The 17902-nt window shown below is 70.6% G+C and carries 15 protein-coding genes and 1 pseudogene; 11 read left to right on the top strand and 5 right to left on the bottom strand.

Annotated features, from left to right (window positions below; translation table 11 throughout):
• Positions 1-32: 32 nt before the first annotated feature.
• The 4 genes from AB0C27_RS18310 to AB0C27_RS18295 all read left to right on the top strand — a co-directional run bounded on the left by AB0C27_RS18310 (position 33) and on the right by AB0C27_RS18295 (position 3873).
• A complete protein-coding gene (locus AB0C27_RS18310) occupies positions 33-1001 on the top strand; it encodes an aldo/keto reductase (protein WP_357845141.1) in 969 nt (322 codons plus the stop codon).
• Positions 1002-1052: 51 nt separating this feature from the next.
• On the top strand, positions 1053-2732 hold the full coding sequence (gene polX, locus AB0C27_RS18305) for a DNA polymerase/3'-5' exonuclease PolX (protein ID WP_357845139.1): 1680 nt from the start codon (positions 1053-1055) through the stop codon (positions 2730-2732).
• A 137-nt stretch (positions 2733-2869) separates the two neighbouring features.
• A complete protein-coding gene (locus AB0C27_RS18300) occupies positions 2870-3358 on the top strand; it encodes a MarR family transcriptional regulator (protein WP_357845136.1) in 489 nt (162 codons plus the stop codon).
• A complete protein-coding gene (locus tag AB0C27_RS18295) occupies positions 3358-3873 on the top strand; it encodes a tryptophan-rich sensory protein (protein WP_357845133.1) in 516 nt (171 codons plus the stop codon). The genes AB0C27_RS18300 and AB0C27_RS18295 overlap by 1 nt, the downstream gene beginning before the upstream one ends.
• Positions 3874-3994: 121 nt before the next feature.
• Here AB0C27_RS18295 and AB0C27_RS18290 read toward each other — a convergent pair whose 3' ends face one another.
• The gene (locus AB0C27_RS18290; protein ID WP_357845130.1) at positions 3995-4420 is read right to left on the bottom strand and encodes a DUF1232 domain-containing protein; all 426 of its coding nucleotides are present in this window, start codon (positions 4418-4420) and stop codon (positions 3995-3997) included.
• A gap of 447 nt (positions 4421-4867) precedes the next feature.
• On the opposite strand from AB0C27_RS18290, the gene AB0C27_RS18285 reads away from it, so the two are divergent.
• The 3 genes from AB0C27_RS18285 to AB0C27_RS18275 all read left to right on the top strand — a co-directional run bounded on the left by AB0C27_RS18285 (position 4868) and on the right by AB0C27_RS18275 (position 8996).
• A complete protein-coding gene (locus AB0C27_RS18285; RefSeq protein WP_357845127.1) occupies positions 4868-5668 on the top strand; it encodes a hypothetical protein in 801 nt (266 codons plus the stop codon).
• A gap of 381 nt (positions 5669-6049) precedes the next feature.
• A complete protein-coding gene (locus AB0C27_RS18280; protein WP_357845124.1) occupies positions 6050-7096 on the top strand; it encodes a sulfite oxidase in 1047 nt (348 codons plus the stop codon).
• A 142-nt stretch (positions 7097-7238) separates the two neighbouring features.
• Entirely contained in the window at positions 7239-8996 is a 1758-nt protein-coding gene (locus AB0C27_RS18275; protein ID WP_357845121.1) for a wax ester/triacylglycerol synthase domain-containing protein, read from the top strand.
• Between the two features lie 365 nt (positions 8997-9361).
• Here AB0C27_RS18275 and AB0C27_RS18270 read toward each other — a convergent pair whose 3' ends face one another.
• Positions 9362-9796: a helix-turn-helix transcriptional regulator gene (locus tag AB0C27_RS18270; protein WP_357845118.1), complete on the bottom strand. Its 435-nt coding sequence runs from the start codon at positions 9794-9796 to the stop codon at positions 9362-9364.
• Between the two features lie 153 nt (positions 9797-9949).
• Between AB0C27_RS18270 and AB0C27_RS18265 the strand changes: the two are divergent.
• Positions 9950-10288: pseudogene (locus tag AB0C27_RS18265) on the top strand (STAS domain-containing protein); the annotation flags it as partial.
• Positions 10289-10515: 227 nt separating this feature from the next.
• Here the strand turns inward: AB0C27_RS18265 and AB0C27_RS18260 are convergent.
• A complete protein-coding gene (locus AB0C27_RS18260; RefSeq protein ID WP_357845116.1) occupies positions 10516-11445 on the bottom strand; it encodes an aldo/keto reductase in 930 nt (309 codons plus the stop codon).
• Between the two features lie 36 nt (positions 11446-11481).
• Here AB0C27_RS18260 and AB0C27_RS18255 point away from each other — a divergent pair, with 36 nt between their 5' ends.
• Positions 11482-12501 (top strand): alpha/beta hydrolase family protein, encoded by a 1020-nt coding sequence (locus AB0C27_RS18255; protein WP_357845113.1) that lies wholly within the window; start codon positions 11482-11484, stop codon positions 12499-12501.
• Positions 12502-12611: 110 nt separating this feature from the next.
• On the opposite strand, the gene AB0C27_RS18250 is transcribed toward AB0C27_RS18255, so the two are convergent.
• On the bottom strand, positions 12612-13649 hold the full coding sequence (locus tag AB0C27_RS18250; protein WP_357845110.1) for a polyprenyl synthetase family protein: 1038 nt from the start codon (positions 13647-13649) through the stop codon (positions 12612-12614).
• A gap of 404 nt (positions 13650-14053) precedes the next feature.
• Here AB0C27_RS18250 and AB0C27_RS18245 point away from each other — a divergent pair, with 404 nt between their 5' ends.
• Entirely contained in the window at positions 14054-15358 is a 1305-nt protein-coding gene (locus tag AB0C27_RS18245; RefSeq protein WP_357845107.1) for a cytochrome P450, read from the top strand.
• A complete protein-coding gene (locus AB0C27_RS18240; protein WP_357845104.1) occupies positions 15355-16917 on the top strand; it encodes a prenyltransferase/squalene oxidase repeat-containing protein in 1563 nt (520 codons plus the stop codon). The genes AB0C27_RS18245 and AB0C27_RS18240 overlap by 4 nt, the downstream gene beginning before the upstream one ends.
• Here AB0C27_RS18240 and AB0C27_RS18235 read toward each other — a convergent pair.
• Positions 16905-17879, bottom strand: a complete 975-nt coding sequence (locus AB0C27_RS18235) for a terpene synthase family protein (protein ID WP_357845101.1) — start codon at positions 17877-17879, stop codon at positions 16905-16907. The genes AB0C27_RS18240 and AB0C27_RS18235 overlap by 13 nt on opposite strands.
• Between the last annotated feature and the right edge of the window lie 23 nt (positions 17880-17902).

Raw genomic sequence — 17902 nt, 5'->3', positions numbered from 1 at the left:
GCCGCCGGATTCATCCTCATAAAGTGTGCACCATGGACTACACGCGACTTGGTGACACAGGTTTGAAGGTCTCGCGGATCTGCCTCGGCATGATGAGCTACGGCGACCCCGCGAAACAGGACTGGGCGCTGCCTCGGCAGGACGCCGAGCCCCTCGTCCGCAGGGCGGCCGAGGCCGGCGTGACGTTCTTCGACACCGCCGACGTCTACAGCGCGGGCGCGAGCGAGGTCGTGACCGGCGAGATGCTGCGCGAGGTCTTCCCGCGCCGCGAGGACTACGTGCTGGCCACCAAGGTGTACTTCCCGATGGGCCGCGGCGCCAACGACCGCGGGCTGTCGCGCAAGCACATCCACGCCGCCATCGACGCCTCGCTCAAGCGGCTCGGCACCGACTACGTGGACCTCTACCAGATCCACCGCTGGGACGACGAGACGCCCATCGAGGAGACCATGGAAGCGCTGCACGACGTGGTCAGGGCCGGCAAGGCCCGCTACCTGGGCGCTTCGAGCATGTGGGGCTGGCAGTTCGCCAAGGCGCAGCACGTGGCGCAGGTCAACGGCTGGACCAGGTTCGTCTCGATGCAGCCGCACTACAACCTGCTCTACCGCGAGGAGGAGCGCGAGATGCTGCCGCTCTGCGCCGACCAGGGCGTGGGCGTGATCCCGTGGAGCCCGCTGGCGCGCGGCGTGCTGGCCAGGGCGGGCTCCCCCGCCGCGACGACCAGGACGGGGTCCGACGGGCGCATCGACTACCTGTACGACCCGGAGAACGATCAGCAGATCGTCGACCGCGTCGCCAAGGTGGCCGCAGACCGGGCGCTGCCCGCCGCACAGATCGCGCTGGCCTGGGTGCTGCACCGGCCCGGCATCACGGCGCCGATCGTGGGGGCGACGAAGGAACGGCACGTGGACGACGCGGTGGCGGCCGTTTCGGTGTCGCTGTCGCAGGAGGAGATCTCCTTCCTGGAGGCGCCGTACCGGGCGCGCGAGGTGCGCTTCTGACCCGGGCCCGTCAGGGACTATTTGTCGGACCGGGCCCCTAAGGTATGGGTCATGCGGGCAAATGAGGAGGCGGCGGCGGCGCTGCAGGAATACGCGGAGCTGTTCGCGCTCTGCGGCGGCGACGCCTTCCGGGTGCGGAGCTATCAGAAGGCGGCCAAGGCGATCGCCGGGTTCCCCGACGACATCTCGGTCGTCGACGTGCGCGGCGTGCCCGGCGTGGGCGAGGCGATCGCCAAGAAGATGGAGGAGTTCCTGCAGCGCGGGAGCTTCCGCCAGCTCGACGACCTGCGCGGCCGCGTGCCCGACGGCGTGCGGCGGCTGACCAGGGTGCCCTCGCTCGGCCCCAAGACGGCGATCATGCTGTTCGAGGACTACGGCATCGACTCGACCGCGGCGCTGAGCGAGGCGATCACCTCCGGCCGCCTCGACGGGGTCAAGGGCCTCGGCCCGAAGACCCTGGCCAACCTGCTCAAGGGCATCGAGCAGCTGGAGCAGTCGGGCCGCCGGGTCCACATCGGCGTCGCCATGTCCCTGGCCGAGCAGGTGATGGGGTCGCTGAAGGCCGAGCGCATCGCCTACGCGGGCTCGCTGCGGCGGATGAAGGACACGATCGGCGACATCGACATCCTCGCCGTGGCGCCCGAGTCCATCATGGACGACTTCCGCGCCCAGCCCTACGTCGCCGAGGTCATCGCCTCCGGCGACAAGAAGACCTCGATCCGCACCACGTCCGGCATGCAGGTCGACCTGCGCGTGGTGCCCGCCGGTTCGTGGGGCGCGGCGATGCAGTACTTCACCGGCTCCAAGGAGCACAACGTCGCCATCAGGGAGATGGCGGTCAAGAAGGGCTGGAAGCTGTCCGAGTACGGGCTCTTCGAGGGCGACCGGGTGATCGCCGCCGAGTCCGAGGAGGACATCTACGAGGCGCTCGGCATGCGGTTCGTGCCGCCGCCGATGCGCGAGGACGGCGGCGAGGTCAAGGCGGCGCTGGCCGGCGAGCTGCCCGTGCTGGTCGAGCTGGGCGACCTCAAGGGCGACCTGCACACCCACACCGACCTGACCGACGGCATCGCCTCGCTGGAGGACATGGTCTCGGCCGGCGCCGCCCGCGGCTACTCCTACTACGCGGTCACCGACCACGCTCCCGACCTGGCCATGCAGCGGATGACCCTGGACAAGGCGCTGGAGCAGCGGGCCAGGGTGGCCGAGCTGCAGGCCCGCTATCCCGGCATGCGGCTGCTGCACGGCAGCGAGCTCAACATCGCCCCCGACGGCTCGGTCGACTGGCCGGGCGAGATCCTGCGGGAGTTCGACGTCTGCGTGGCCTCGGTCCACTCCCACTTCGGCATGCCGCGCGACGAGATGACCCGCCGCTTCATCGCCGCCTGCGAGAATCCGTACGTCGACATCATCGGCCACCCCACGACCCGCAAGATCGGCAAGCGCGAGCCGGTGGACGCCGACTGGGAGGCCGTCTTCCGCGCCGCCGCCAGGACCGGCACCGCCATGGAGATCGACTCCTACCCCGACCGCTCCGACCTGCCCGCCGACCTGGTGCGGCTGGCCAAGCACCATGGGGTGAAGTTCTCGATCGACAGCGACTCGCACGCGATCCCGCACCTGGCCAACCAGCGCTTCGGGGTGGGGATCGCGCAGCGGGCCTGGCTGACCACGGACGATGTGATCAACACCTGGCCGCTGGAGCGGTTGCTGGCCTTCCTCGGCCGCTGACGTACCGGCCTCTCCACCGCCGGCCGAACATCGCCGTCCGAAGGCGCTGCGGCGCCGCACGTCGCCCTTGCCCGGCCGCCATGTCTTCACGCGGCCGTTGACGTTGCGCCCCAAATACCGTTAATCTCCATAACGTTATGAAATTTAACGATAAGGCGTTCGGCGGAGACAGGGGCGAGGGTCCTCCTGAGGAGCTGGCGCGCTCGACCGGTTTCCTGCTGTCGTGGGTCGCCGCCAGAGCCGGTGAACAGTACGAGGAGGTGCTGGCCGAGATAGGGCTCAAGGCGCTTCACCTCGGTGTGCTGACGCAGCTCCAGAGCGGCCCGCTGGTCCAGTCGCGACTCAGTGAGCGGCTGAGTGTGTTCAAACCCGTGATGGTGACGCTGGTCAACGAACTGGAGGCCATGGGCCTGGCAGAGCGGCGTCCCCACCCGCGCGATCGGCGTGCCGTGGAGGTACACCTTCTGCCGGCGGGCGTGCGGAAGATCCGCGACGCCGAACAGGTCAGCGAACGCATCTCGGGCGAATTCTTCGGCCCGCTGACGCCTGAGGAACGGCAGACCCTGCACGCCCTGCTCGCCAAGCTGGCCGGTGGCGCGGCCACCGACAGCCGGAAGGAACCCTGATGAACGCTTCGACCGACGCCCGCACCCACGAGCCAGGCGCGGATCGCACGCGTTTCTGGCCGGTCGGGCTGCTCTTCGTCCTCGTTCCCGTGCTCATCGGGCAGATCCCCGGCGCACTCGCCTTCACGCTCAACCCCGAGGTCGCCACCGATCTCGGGATGACCCAGGTCCCCGTGCCCGCGTGGGTCTTCATAGTGGTCTGGCTCGTGATCAAAGCCGGCATGGGGATCGCGGCCTGGCAGCTCTGGCGCCGGGCACCACGCGGAAGCGACGTCACCGTACCCCTGACCGTGCTGATCGCCGGCTATCTGCAGACCAACCTCTTCTGGCTGGCCGACAGCCTGCGCTCCATCGCCGTCACCGACGCGACCGGCCTCCTGCTCGCCGCAGCCACCGTGGTGGTGTTCTTCCGCTACTCGGCCTCTGCGGCTCGCTGGCTGCTGCCCTGGCTGATCTGGATGCCGATCACGCTGGCCATCAAGATAGCGGCAATCGCCGGCCTCTTCTCCGCATAACGGGCCCCGGAGTCCTTGTTCGCCGAAGCCGTGGCGGCGCTGCAGGCACCGTGCTCGCCGGGGGCGATGGAGGCGAGGGCGAGGGCGGCTCCGACGGCGACGTGCCGTGCGGCCGACGCCGTCACGGGAGGCGGCGTTTGTGCAGGCCCGTGAGTCGCACCAAGACCGCGAGCCCGTCCGCACTCCCCGGCCAATGGCGCTCCACCACCGCCGGCCCCGCCTTCCGTACGACCGACCGCAGCACGGCGGCGACCACGATGGCGTCGTCGGCGTACCCGAGGACGGGGATGAAGTCGGGGATCAGGTCAATCGGAAAGGCGAGGTAGGCCAGCAGCAGCCACAGCCGGACCCGTACACCCCGAGGAAGGGACCGGTCTGCGGCCAGCCGCCGGACGAGTCGCAACATGTCGGGCAGAAGCCGCAGCGACTCCCGCAACAGACCGCCACGGGGCCGCACGACGACGAGCGCGACCACCAGCACCGCCCATGTCGCGAGCACCGCGACCGCCGCACCGATCACCAGGTCCCACCACCACGTCCCGGTCACGTTCCTCCTCGTCCGGCACACCCATCCGCCACCCATCCGGCCTGGTCCGACACATCATCCGCCCTCGCCCGGCAACCCCGCGTCCTGGTCCCCCGTCCAACCTCGTCCGGCAACCTGCGTCCCAACCTCGCAGAGACGGCCCTCGTCCGACAGCCCCGCCCGATGGGCCCGCCCGACGGGCACGTCCGACGGGCACGTCCGACGGGCACGTCCCACAGCCCCGACCGACGGGCACGTCCGACCGGCACGTCCGACGGCGGCCTGACGTCGCGCAGGACCCCGTCGAGCAGGACCCTGTCGAGCAGAGCCCTGGAAGCAGGACCCCAGAAGCAGGCACAGCCGCCCTCTCAACCGTCAGCATGACAACCCGTGGGCTGATGCGCCCGGCCTCACCATACGAAAAAGTGTTCCCACCACCCACCCTCACCCAAGGAGATCCCGAGCAAGATGCACCGGCCCCTACGGATGAAGTCGCGCAAGCTGTGGGCGCGGCTGCTCGCGATTCTGGCAGCGCTGCTCGTGGCCGCCGTCGCCGGGGTGGCCCTGGCCTTCCCGTCCCTGGCTTCGACGTTCTGCCCCGGCTGCTACGGCCTGACGGAGCTGAAGGAGTCCGTCTACACCGAAGACGGCCTGTCCGGCGCGCAGCAGGCGCAGGTGAGACAGACGGTCCAGCAGGCCCGCCGCCTCGTCGCCGACTTCTACGGCACCCGGCGCAGCTCCCCCACCGTGCTCGCCTGCCTGACCGAGAGCTGCTACAAGCGCATCGGCGGCGGCGGGGAGCGCGGCATAGCGGTGCTCAACCGATCGGTACTGCTCTCCCCCAAAGGCATCGACCCGGTGATCGCCGCGCACGAGATGTCCCACGTCGAGCTGCACACCCGTCTAACGTCCGGAGCCGAAGTCCCGCAGTGGTTCGACGAGGGCCTCGCGGTGGTGGTCGCCGACGACCCCCGCTACCTCGCCCCGAAGCCAGCCTCAGAAACGGCCCTGAAGACAGCCCCGGAGACGGCTCCGCAGACGGCTCCGCAGACGACCTCCGACCGCTGCTTGGTGTCACCGTCGGCTCCGCTCCCTCAAACACTCGACGAGTGGCTGAACGCCGCGTCCAAGGACGTGATGACGTATGCGAAATCCGCCTGCCAGGTGAGCCGCTGGCTAGCAGCCAACAACGGCCGCACCGGCCTCCTCACACTGATCGACGACCTCAACGCCGGCCACCCGTTCCCGTTATCCGCCAACCCGGCCTGACTCGGGTGACCGTGACCGGGTGAGTTCGAACCCGCAGCGCCGCGTTGACTCGGGCCCGCAGCACCGGGTTGCCTCACACCGGGAACCACCGGGTTAGCTCCCGGAGCCACGGGGATGCCTCAGCCCCGGAGCCACCGGGTTGCCTCGGGCCCAGAGCCGCCGGATTTGGCTCGGGGCCAGGAGCCACCGCATTGCCTCAGACCAGGAGTCGCTGGGTTGGCCCGGGCCCGGAGCCGGGTAGAGGCTGCGGGACGGCTCGGACGGCTACTGGAACGTTCCCGTACAGCTGAGACAGGTTTCGGCAATGGGGTCGCCAGCACACAGGGTGAGGAGATTAAATGGTTTCCAGGTAGGAAATAGGTATAACGAGGTGATGCTCTCATGAAGCAAGCCACGGCGGCGATCATCAAACCGCTGCCCGACCACCTGTTCAGGGTCCACGGCAACAGCGCGGAGATGCGCTGGGAGTCGATGGCGGGGCTGGGGTACCACACCCCGAACGACCGGTTCTTCGTGCGCAATCACACCTTCACCCCGCTCATCGACGCCACCACCTGGCGGCTGAACATCCACGGGGCCGGCGTGCGCCGTCCGCGCGCGTTCAGCTACGAAGAACTGCGGGCGTTGCCGTCCCGTACGTACGACGTGGCGATCGAGTGTGCGGGCAACGGGCGGCGCTTCTACCGGACCCAGCAGCACGACGGAGCACCCGGCACCCAGTGGGGGCTCGGCGCGATCGGGGTCGCCCGGTGGCGGGGCGTCCCGCTGCGCCACCTCCTCGACGAGGTGGGCGTGCTGCCCGGCGCGGTCGACGTGCTGCCCACCGGGCTCGACGCGCCGTTCGAGGACCACGGCCACGTACGCAGGCCGCTCCCCCTCGACAAGGCCATGGACGACGTGCTCGTCGCCTATGAGATGAACGGCGAACCGCTGCCGCCCGATCATGGATTTCCGGTGCGACTGGTGGTGCCGGGATGGGTGGGAATAGCGTCGATAAAATGGCTCGGCGACATAGAAGTTTCAACAACAGAGCTCTTCACGCCATGGAACACGGTCTTTTACCCGGACGTCACCACCCAGCCGGCGAAGAGCGCATTCGAGCTCGAATGGAATGCGCGCCTGCCCATCGGGAGCCCACGCGTCCTGCGCGGCCGCTCCTGGTCGGGACGCGGCCGGATCGTACGCGTGGAGGTCAGCCTCGACGGCGGACTGACCTGGCGTCAGGCGGAGCACCACGGACAACACCTGGTCAGCGCATGGCTCCCGTGGCACGTCGAATGGGCTCCGCAGCGTACGGGCACGCGACTGCTCATGGCGCGCGCCACCGACGAGACCGGCGCCACCCAGCCCCTCACCATCCCGCGCCATCCGTTCGGCTACCACTTCGACGCCGTCGTCCAACATCCCATTCATGTCGTCAATGGATAGAAAATTGTCACCCATCCGGGCTGAGCTGGCGATTCACGAAAGGCCGGTTCGGCGCACCTGAATTCATCTGAAAGACTCGCGCAGAAACCTTCCGGAAATCCCCTTGTGTGAGGCTGCCCACATCAAGGGAAAAGGAGAGCCGATGCGCCAGCTGACCGCACTCGACGCCCAGTTCCTCAATGTCGAGACGACCACGACCGCCGCGCACGTGGCCGGTCTCGCGCTGCTCGACTCGGCTGACGGCTCGGTCAACAGAGCCGCCCTGGCGGAGCTGCTGCTGGACCGCCTCCACCTCTCCCCCGCGCTCAGCCTGCGCCTGGTGGAGGTGCCCCTGGGGCTCGACCACCCGTACTGGGCGGCCGATCCCGACTTCGACCTCGCCAACCACCTGTTCGAAACCAGGCTGCCCGAGCCCGGAGACGACTGGCAGCTCGCCGAGACCGTGGCCGAACTCCACGCCCGCCGGCTCGATCGTGCGCATCCGCTGTGGGAGATGCACCTGATCACCGGCCTGACGGACGGCAAGGTAGCCGTCTACACGAAGGTGCACCACGCCGCCATCGACGGCGTCTCCGGCGCCGAGACCCTCGCCACTCTCCTCGACCTGACCCCCGACGGCCACCTCACCCGCCGACATCTCCCCACGACGACAACGACCCCACGGCCCCAGCACCCCGCCCATCCTCGGACTCAACACCCCGCCAACTCTCAAACCCTGCCCTCCCCGCAGCCCCCCAGCGACCTCTCTCCCGCGGACCGGCGCACCGACACCCACCCCTCAGGCCACTCCGCTCCACCCGCCGGCGCCCGTCCCACCAGCTCCGAGTCGCCGGCCGGCGCGGAGCCCGCAGTCCTCGCGGGCCCATCCTCCGAGGTGGGCACTACGGGCGGCGGGTCGATGGGTGGTTCTCCGTCACCCGAGGACGGCCCGCCGGGGATGATCAGAATGCTGGCCGGAGCCGCCGTCCGTGGCGTGACCCATCCCGTACGCGCCCTCCAGTCGGCTGTCAGGGCGGCGGAAGATCTGGACGCCATCCCTGTGGCCGCGGGTCTCCCCGGCGCGAAGCTGATCGCCAAGGCCGCGCGGGTGGTCGCCGGTGACGGGCATCACCGTCCCGGCCTGCCCAGCCTCGCGGTCCCGCGGACCCCGTTCAACGGCCCCATCAGCGCCCGCCGCCGCCTCTCCTTCGGCTCGCTGTCGCTCAAGGACGTCAAGAACGTCGCCAAGGCCAACGGCGTGAGCGTCAACGACGTCGTCATGGCTCTGTGCACGTCGGCCCTGCGCTCGTGGTTGCGCGAGCGGGACGCGCTGCCCGAGACGCCGCTGATCGTGGCCGTGCCGGTGGCGGTACGGAGGGCCGAGGCGAAAGACCTGGTCGGCAACCAGATCTCCACCATGGTGACGCCCCTGCCCACGAACGTCGCCGACGCCAAAGAGCGGCTGCAGGCCGTCGGAAACACCATGGGCCAGGCCAAGCGACGGTTCGCACGGGCCCCGGCCACCTGGCTGAGCGAGCTGTGCTCGGTGCTGCCCGCCCCGGTCACCAGCCTGGCCACGCCGGCGATCTTCCGGCTGGCGGGGATGGCCTTCCCGCCGATCAACCTCATCATCAGCAACGTCCCCGGCCCGCAGTTCCCGCTCTATCTGTGCGGGGGCAGAGTTCTGTCCTACTACCCGCTGTCGGTGCTCACCGACATGAGCGGCGGCCTCAACATCACCTGCTTCTCGTACGACGGCATGCTCGACTTCGGCATCGTGGCCTGCCCCGAGCGCGTGAACGACGTGTGGAGCCTGCTGACGCACCTGCGTACGGCGCTCGATGAGCTGCTGGACGAGCGGGTGAACGATGAGTTCCGCGACGGCGCCGAGGTCGCGCTGGTGACCGGTCAGCCGGCCTAGGTTTCCCGCGGGTGAAGGCAGTATGGCGGCGAACCCGGCGTCTCGGATCACGGGTGACCACCCCGGCCACCCCCACCACCGCCGTCACCTCCCACCTGACAGCCTTGCCATGGAGCCTCCCCGCTGACGCCTCCTGCTCACAGCGACCGTCTCGCTCGGGTTCGCGCTCCCAAGCTGAACGACCCCGCCCTGTTCCGGCCAGAGCCCGTCCTGGGCAATGAGGCCGAGGCCGGGATGTCACCAGGAGCGGGATCTCGGGCGAAGGGAGAATGTCAGGCGGAGTTCCAAGCCAGGCCGAGTTCCCGGGCCTCGACGGGCTTCCACGCCTCGCCGAACTCCCGGGCCGAGGTGCCGGCCTGAGAGGGTCAGTGTTCTGGGCCGGCTACCTGGTCGGCTACGCGGCCGATGCGGGCGAGGCGGGCCAGGGCGGGGCGGGAGAGAACCTCGCCGATGTCGTGCAGGGCGATGATCAGCTCCTCGACCCCGTCAAGCGGCATGTCCGGCTCTCTGCTCAGCAGGATCCCCCGGTAGTCCTCGCGGGAGACGGAGCCGCCGGGCAGTTCGATCCCGACGTCCTCGGCGCGGAACAGCACCTGGACCGAGGTGTCGAGGACCAGGGCGAGGGCGGTCAGCTCGGCCGCCGTGAAGGCGCGCTGGCCGCGCTCGGCCTGGTGCACGGCCTGGCGGCTCCACGGCCTGTCCAGGTAGCGGCCCAGCGCCTCGCCCAGCTCGGTCAGCGACATCCGGCGTTCCGCCCGCAGCCGCGCGAGCTGCCGCCCGATCGCCTCTTCTACCCGCATCCCCTCGTCCCCTCGTCCCCTCGCGCCTGCCTGTCATTCTGCACGATGACACCGACAGCCAGTCATTGACGGAAGGGTGCTCGCGACAGTACTGTAAATCTACAGAGTTCCCCGTCAATGTAGTCAATGACGCGACTGATGGTGAGGCGAGACATGCAGGACATCGTCATCGAGGTGGTCGGACCGGTCGGCGACTGCGCCGTGCTCAAGATCGCCGGCGAGGTCGACGTGTTCACCGCTCCCAAGCTGCGCGAGCAGGTGGTGGACCTGGCGGCCAAGGGCGTCGTGCATCTCGTCGCCGATCTCAGCGCGGTGGAGTTCCTCGACTCGACCGGCCTCGGGGTCCTCGTCGGCGGTCTCAAGCGGCTGCGTACGCACGAGGGGTCGCTGGCGCTCGTCATGACCACGGACCGCATCTCGCGCATCTTCAAGATCACCGGGCTCACGGCGGTGTTCGCCTCCCACGGCTCCGTGCAGGAGGCGATCGCGGCCGACGCGCACTGGACGCGGGTCACCGAGCGCGAGGCGGGCAGCGTCGACGAGTGGTGCCGTCAGCACGACCTCGTCGCCGCCTGACCTCCACGTCCGGCGGCCCGGCTTGTCAGTCGACGCTGGTGCCGTCGCCGCAACGTGCCCTCAATGGCGGGCGATGGATGACGGGCTGCCGGGCACGGCGAGTTGCCCGGCAGGGCGCGCTGCTGGGCAGGGCGGGTGGCGGGTCAGGGGCGGGAGGCCTCGTCCAGGAGGGTGAGTTCTTCTTCGCTCAGCGTCAGCTCCGCCGCCGCCAGCAAAGGCCGCAGCTGCTCCACGTTGCGCGCGCTCGCGATCGGTGCCGTGATCGTCGGCTGGGCGGCGAGCCAGGCCAGGGCCACCGAGGCCGGTGCGTCCCCGCGTTCCCCTGCGAGCCGGACGAGAGCCTCCAGCGCCCTGGGCCCGTGCGAGGTCTCCAGGTGGCGGGCCGCCGCATCCGCCCGTGGGCTGTCCACGTTCGCCCCGGGCGTGTACTTGCCGGTCAGGAAGCCGCGGGCCAGCCCCGAGTACGGTGTGCTGGCCAGACCCTCCGTGACCACGACCTCGCGCAGCTCGCCCTCGTAGGCGCGGTCGACCAGGTTGTACGGCTGCTGCAACGCCACATACCGGGCCAGCCCCTCCTCGCCGGAGATCTTGAGGGCTTCGGCCAGGCGCGGCGCGTCGTAGTTGGAGGCGCCCACCTGGCGCACCTTGCCCTCGCGGATCAGCGTGTCGAACGTGGACAGCGTCTCCACCAGCGGCGTGTCCCGGTCGTCCACGTGTGCCCAGTAGAGGTCGATGTAGTCGGTACGCAGCCGCCGCAGCGAGCCCTCGACCGCCGTCCTGATCGTGGCCGGCGCCAGCCCCTTGTGCCCCTCCAGCATGCCGACCTTGGTGGCCAGCACGATGGAGTCGCGGTTACGACGCTCGGCCAGCCACTCGCCGATGATCGTCTCCGAGGTGGACTCCCCCGTCGCCCAGTACGGGTAGGCGTCCGCCGTGTCGAGGAAGTTGCCGCCACCTTCGACGTAGGCGTCGAGGACGGCGAACGAGGTCTCCTTGTCGGCGGTCCAGCCGAAGACATTGGTGCCGAGCGATATCGGGAAAACGGACAGGCCGGTAGTGCCCAGTGATCTCATCCCGCTATTATCCGCGCACCCTGGTTGGGAGGCTCGATGCGGCCCCGCTTACGTGGATGCCTGGTCGGCGCGGTGGTCGCGGGCGGGCTGTTCCTGGTCGTGACCGGCGGTCTGTTCCTGGCGGGCGTGGTGACGATCCTGCCGGGGGTTCACGAGGAACCCCGCCCGTCCGCGAACGAGACCGGGACCGGTGCAGAGGGCCCGGCGGAGAGGTCCGCGGAGAGCCCGGCGGAGGTCGTGGCGGAGCGGCGGCTCGACGAGCGCAGGATGGAGCTGACGATCAGGTCGGACGCCCTCGGCGCCACCACGGGCGTACGCCTGCTGCTCCCGCGCGGCTGGGAGTCGCGTACCGGCTGGCCGGTGCTGTGGCTGCTGCACGGCGGGCTGGACGACCACACGTCCTGGACCGAGCGGACCGACGTCGAGGCGCTGACCCGCGACACGGGCGTGCTCGTCGTGATGCCGGACGGCGGCCGGTGCGGCAGCTACTCCGACTGGTGGAACGGCGGTGCGGGCGGCCCGCCGCGCTGGAGGTCGTACCACCTCGACGAGCTGCTGCCGCTGCTGGAGTCCCGCTACCGGGCGGGCGGCCGGCGCGCCGTCGCGGGCTATTCGATGGGCGGTCAGGGCGCCATGCTGTACGCGGCCGAGGGCCGGTTCGAGGCGGCGGCCTCGTTCAGCGGCGCGCTGCACATCCTGGCGCCGGGCGTCCCGCAGGCCGTGATGGCGGGAACCACGATCGGCTGCTTCGGCACGGACTGGAAGCGCGTCTGGGGCGACCCGAAGGCGCAGCGGGACGTCTGGCGCGCGCACAACCCCTACGACCTGGCCGGGCGGTTGAAGGGCGTCGAGTTGTACGTGTCCGCCGGGCAGGGCGACATAGTCGAGGACCTGGCGAACCGGGCGGCCAGGTTGTTCGCCGGGCGGCTGGAGGAGCTGGACATCCCGGTACACACCCACTTCTACCAGGGCGGGCACCGGCACGTGTACTGGCAGCGGGAGCTGCACCGGGTCTATCCGCGGCTCATGAACGCGATCGGGGCAAAACCTGCATGACTCGACCGTCATGACTCGACCGGCAGGACTCGACCGGGGTCAGCCGGCCCGATGGACCGATGTCGGCCGATCCGGCGGACCGACGTCAGTTGACGCGACGGACCCGCGCGTCAGTTGACCCGGTGGACCAGGGAGTCGCACAGGGCGCGGAGCTCGCCGGCGTCCGGCAGGTGTTCGTCGATGACGCCGAGCGCGCTGTCCACGTACCGATCGGCCAGCGCCTGGGCCTTCTCCCGGCCGCCGGCCTCCTCCACGAGGTGGGCGGCGTGCCGTACGGACTCCTCGTCCGTCGCCCCGGCCGCCAGCAGGGCGGACAGTTCGCGGGCGGCGGAACCCCCGTCGGCCAGCGCCGCCAGCACGGGAAGCGTCTTCTTGTCGCGCTGCAGATCGCTGTAGATGGGTTTGCCCGTCACGCGCGGATCGCCCCAGATGCCGAGCATGTCGTCCACGATCTGGAAGGCCACCCCGAGGTCGCGGCCCATCGCCCACATGGCGTCGGCCAGTTCCGGCGCCCCGCCCAGAGCCACGCCGGCCGCCGCGGCGGCGCCCAGGAGACCGCCGGTCTTGCCCGCGGCCATCTCGGCGTACTCGTCGATGCCGACCTCGCCCGGCCCCTTCCACGGGCGGCTCTCGAAGGCCATGTCGGCGCTCTGCCCCTGGACCAGCTCGATCAGGGCGGCCGACAGGTACGGCATCGCCTCCGGCCGCCCGGCCAGCTGGCTGACCGCCAGCGCCAGCAGCGCGTCACCGGTCAGCAGCGCGGGGCCCACGCCGTACGCCTTCCACAGAGCGGCGCGGTGCCTGCGCAGCTCGTCGCGGTCGATGATGTCGTCGTGAGCCAGGGAGAACGCGTGCACCAGCTCCACCGCCACCGCGCCGGGCAGCGCGGACTCGGCGGGCGCCCCGACGGCCTCGGCGCTCAGCAGGGCGATGGCGGGCCGCACACCCTTGCCGCCGTCGCCACCGCTCCCTCCGGATTCATCGACCCCGCCGCGCGGGCCGCCGTCGGTGTCGGACCGGCCCAGAGCGAACGCGGCCATGCGCTCCCCCCAGGGGTCGAGCACCGATACGGCGTCCCTGAGGGCGGGGTCGAGGAGGCCGCGACAGCGGGCCATCGTGGCCCCGCGCAACGGATGGCTGAGATTCAACTGGCGCTCCTACCCCGGGTACGATCTTGAATCTACATGCACAAGCATGTGATACTCCACCAGACGGTTGACTTTTGTCAGGAGATGTCCGTGATGTGAGACGGGCACCGTAAGCGATGGAGGGATCACAAGTGGCGTTCGGGGCTCGTGCGACCAGAGTGCCCGCGAAGGCGCCCGCTGAGCCGGCCACAGCCACTCGAGCCGCACCGCGACCCGCCCTTCCCCCCATCTAGTTCAGACGCCGCCTCTCACCCATCAGACACGCAGGCATCACGGACGCCGACGCCCGCCGGCTCTCGTGTGCCATCGCATCCGGATCGGGGATCGCTGTCATGCCGCACGCCAAGGCAACCCGCACCAACACACCTCACATCGTTCCCTCCCACCACGCCATTCCCAGGCTCGTGAGCGACCCGGTCACCGAGCTGGCCAGGATGGGCACCGACGCCGCTGGGCGGGTCGTCCGGCTTCACCTCGGGCCGTTCCGCCCGTACCTCATCTCGCACCCCGACCATGTCCAGCAGGTGCTCAAGACGGACTGGACCAACTTCGTCCGCGCGGGCGTCTTCTGGCGGCCGCTGCAGCGCCTGATCGGGCACAGCATCCTCGGCGAGGGCGAGAGCTGGGCGTCGGCGCGGAAGATCCTCCAGCCGCTGTTCACCGCCCGCTACACCGCCTCGCTGGCCGAGGACATGGCCGACACCATCGCCGCGCGCATCTCCGAGCTCGACGACTACTCGCGGGCGGGCCGGCCGATCGACCTTGAGCACCAGATGACCTCGATCGTCAACGACACCGTGATCAAGGTGCTGTTCGGCGGCCGGATCTCCCGTGACACCGCCGAACGGCTGGCGCCCGAGTTCGCCACCTGCGCGACCTCGATCGGCTTCCGCATGCTGCTCCCCTTCGCCCCGTACTCGATCAGGGTGCCCGGCGACCGCGCCTTCCTGCGGTCGGCGAAGAAGATCGACGAGATCGTCTACCCCCTCATCGAGCAGGCGCGGCACGAGAAAACCAGGAGCAAGGAGGTCGTCTCGGCGCTGCTCGCGGCCCGGCTGGAGAAGGAGGGCGAGGCCGACCTGCGGCAGGTGCGCGACGACCTGGTGAACATCTACGGCGCCGCCTCCGAGACCACGGCCATGTCGCTCATCTGGCTGTGGCAGGTGCTGCACGACCATCCCGGCGTGCGGGAGCGGCTGCAGGAGGAGGTCGACCGGGTGGTGGGCGACGATCCGGTACGTCCTTCGCACATCACCTCGATGCCCTACCTGCGCATGGTCCTCCAGGAGCTGCTGCGGGTCTATCCGAACGCCTGGGTCGTCCCCCGCCAGACGGTGGCGGACACGGAGATCGGCGGCGTGCCGATCAAGGCGGGGTCCCAGGTGCTGATCAGCCCGTACACGACCCACCGGCTGGAGGAGTTCTGGCCCCGGCCGCTGGAGTTCGACCCCGAGCGCTGGGCCGACGAGAAGACCGCGCTCTCGCACCGGTACGCGTTCGTCCCCTTCGGGGTGGGCCCGCACGTCTGCCTCGGCCAGCACCTGTTCTACATCGAGGCCTCCCTGGTGATCGCCAACGTGATGAGCAGGTTCCGGCCGGTCGTGGCCAATCCGCAGCAGCTGAAGCCCGTACCAGGGGGAGCCACTTTGAGACCCAAGCAGAAGCTGTTCCTCCAGCTGCACCCGGCCGAGCGGACGCGTGCGGCGTGAGCGTCGGCGAGGCGGCGGACATCACCGCGGGTACGGACATCGCCGCGGAAGCGGGCGAACTGGTCACGAGCCTCATGCTGCGGCCGTGGGGGCAGGTCTCGACCTCCGTGTACGAGACCGGCCGGCTCGTGTCGCTGGCCCCCTGGCTGACCGGGCATCGGGAACGCACCGACTACCTGATCCGCACGCAGCGCCAGGACGGCGCCTGGGGCGCGCCCGACGGGTACGGCGTGGTGCCGACCCTGAGCGCCACCGAGGGCCTCCTGGCGGCACTGACGCGCGCGGACCCGGACACCGATCGCGCGAGCCTGGCCGGCGCGGTGGAGCGCGGCCTGCGCGTGCTCACCACCTGGCTGAGCGGCCCGCTCGACCTGCCCGACATGCCGGCGATCGAGCACATCGTCCCCTCCCTGATCGCCCGCATCAACCAGCGCGTCGAGGACTTACCCGGTCAGGCGCCGATCCCGCTGCCCGCGGCCATGAGCTACGACGCGCTCCACGTCGTCAGGTCGCGGGTCAGGTCCGGCAAGGAGGTGCCGGAGAAGCTGCTGCACGCCCTGGAGATCGCCTCCGACGCCGCCGCGGGGGCGCCCGGCATCCGGCCCACCCCGATCGGCAGCGTCGGCGCCTCACCCGCGGCGACCGCCGCCTGGCTCGGAGAGCACGGGGAGCGCGACGCGCACGACCCGGCCCGCGGGCACCTGGAGGCGGTGGTCCGGCTGTACGGGGGCCCCGTGCCCGTGGGGCTGCCCATCACCGTGTTCGAGCGCGGCTGGGTACTGAGCTGGCTGCTGCGGGCGGGGGTGGAGATCGAGGTGCCGCCGGAGATGGTGGCCGACATCAGGACCGCGATCGGCCCGGCCGGCACGCCCGCGGGCCCTGGACTGCCCGCCGACGCCGACACGACGTCCGTGGCGCTGTACGCGCTGGCGCTGCTGGACGCGCCGTACGAACCGGACAGCCTGTGGGGGTTCCGGGCCGGCATCCACTTCTCCACCTGGCCCGGCGAGCAGGGCGTCTCGGTCAGTGTGAACGCGCACATCCTGGACGCCTTCGGCGAGTACGTCCGCCGCGTGCCCGCCGCCGCGCCGCGCTACGAGGCGGCCATCGGCGAGCTGGCCGGGTGGATCCGCGAGCGCCAGCAGCCGGACGGGAGCTGGACGGACCGGTGGCACGCGTCCCCGTACTACGCGACCGTGAGCTGCGCGCTGGCGCTCGACGCCTTCGGCGGGGAGTCCGCGCGGGACGCGGTGCGCGCGGCGGCCGAGTGGACGCTGCGGACCCAGCGGCAGGACGGCTCGTGGGGCCGATGGGAGGGCACCGCGGAGGAGACCGCGTACGCGATCCAGATCCTGCTGCTGACCAGCGGGCACGCCGACCCGCGGCGGCTGGAGGCGGCGGACCGCGGTCACGCGCACCTGTCGGGCCGGGCCGGCGAGCACCCGCCGCTCTGGCACGACAAGGACCTGTACGTGCCCACCGCCGTGGCCCGCGCCGCCGTGATCGCGTCGTCGCACCTCGTCCGGCGGGCACGGGCACAGGCGGTTCAGCCGCGATGAGCGTCCGCGTCGGCGGCGAGGTCCTGGACGGTGTACGCGTGCGTGTCCCTGGCCATGTACCAGCCGCCGCTGAAGAACACGCACCTGCGCTGCCCGTCGGCGACCCACGCCAGATCGGCGGGCAGGCCGGCCAGCGCCCGCGTGAAGTCCGCGTTGAGCTCGCGGATGTGCGCCGACACCTGCTCGACGGCCGCCTCGGTACGCAGGCCCGCGCGTTCGAGGATGAGGACCGCGTTCGGCTTGCCCTCGCTCCGCTCGCGCTCGAACGTCCTGACGTCGTTGGCCAGCCGCAGGCAGGCGGCCCCGAGCTCGGTGACCTGCCCGACGGTCTCCCAGGCGGCGGCGTCGGCGGGGCCCGGGCCGCAGATCCCGAGCGCCGCCAGCCACCACGTGTGGTAGAGGAACGTGACGGTGGCGTTGGGCAGGTAGTCCGCGTAGGCGGGCCACGGCTCGCCGCCCGTCGCCCAGACGCTCTCCTGCGCCATGGCGGCGCCGGTGAGCTCCAGCTGCTCCGCCAGGAGCGGCGCGTACGCGGCGGCGGCGCCGTACCCGTGGAAGCGGTCGCACCACGTCTGCCAGGCGTGCAGGGCCTGCTCCATGGGCGTGGTGCCCGGCCCCGTCTCGATCCGCTCGCCGACCAGGACGGAGGACAGCCGCCGGAACAGCGCCACGACGTCCTGGTCAGTCCACCTGCCCATGACGCTGCCCATGACGCTGCCCGTGACGTTGTCGGTGATGTCGTCGACGCCGAACAGGATCGTGCTCAGGGCCCCGAGGTCGGCGATCTGCTCGCGCCGCGCCCCCGGGAACGTGGCCGCGGCCGACAGGCAGCTGAAGGCCAGCCGGCTTCCGGCGCTGTCTCCGTCGGCGAAAAGGGCGGTATAGGGACTCAGCAGACGGGCCACATCAGGGGCGGAGTCGAGTGCGGCTCGCAGGATGCCGCCGCGGTCCTCCGGTGGCACGCCCGCCAGTTGATGTGACTGTT

The organism is Nonomuraea sp. NPDC048882, assembly GCF_040649755.1.
GTDB classification, from domain to species: Bacteria; Actinomycetota; Actinomycetes; order Streptosporangiales; family Streptosporangiaceae; genus Nonomuraea; species Nonomuraea maheshkhaliensis.
This window is presented reverse-complemented; position numbering and strand designations above follow the sequence as displayed.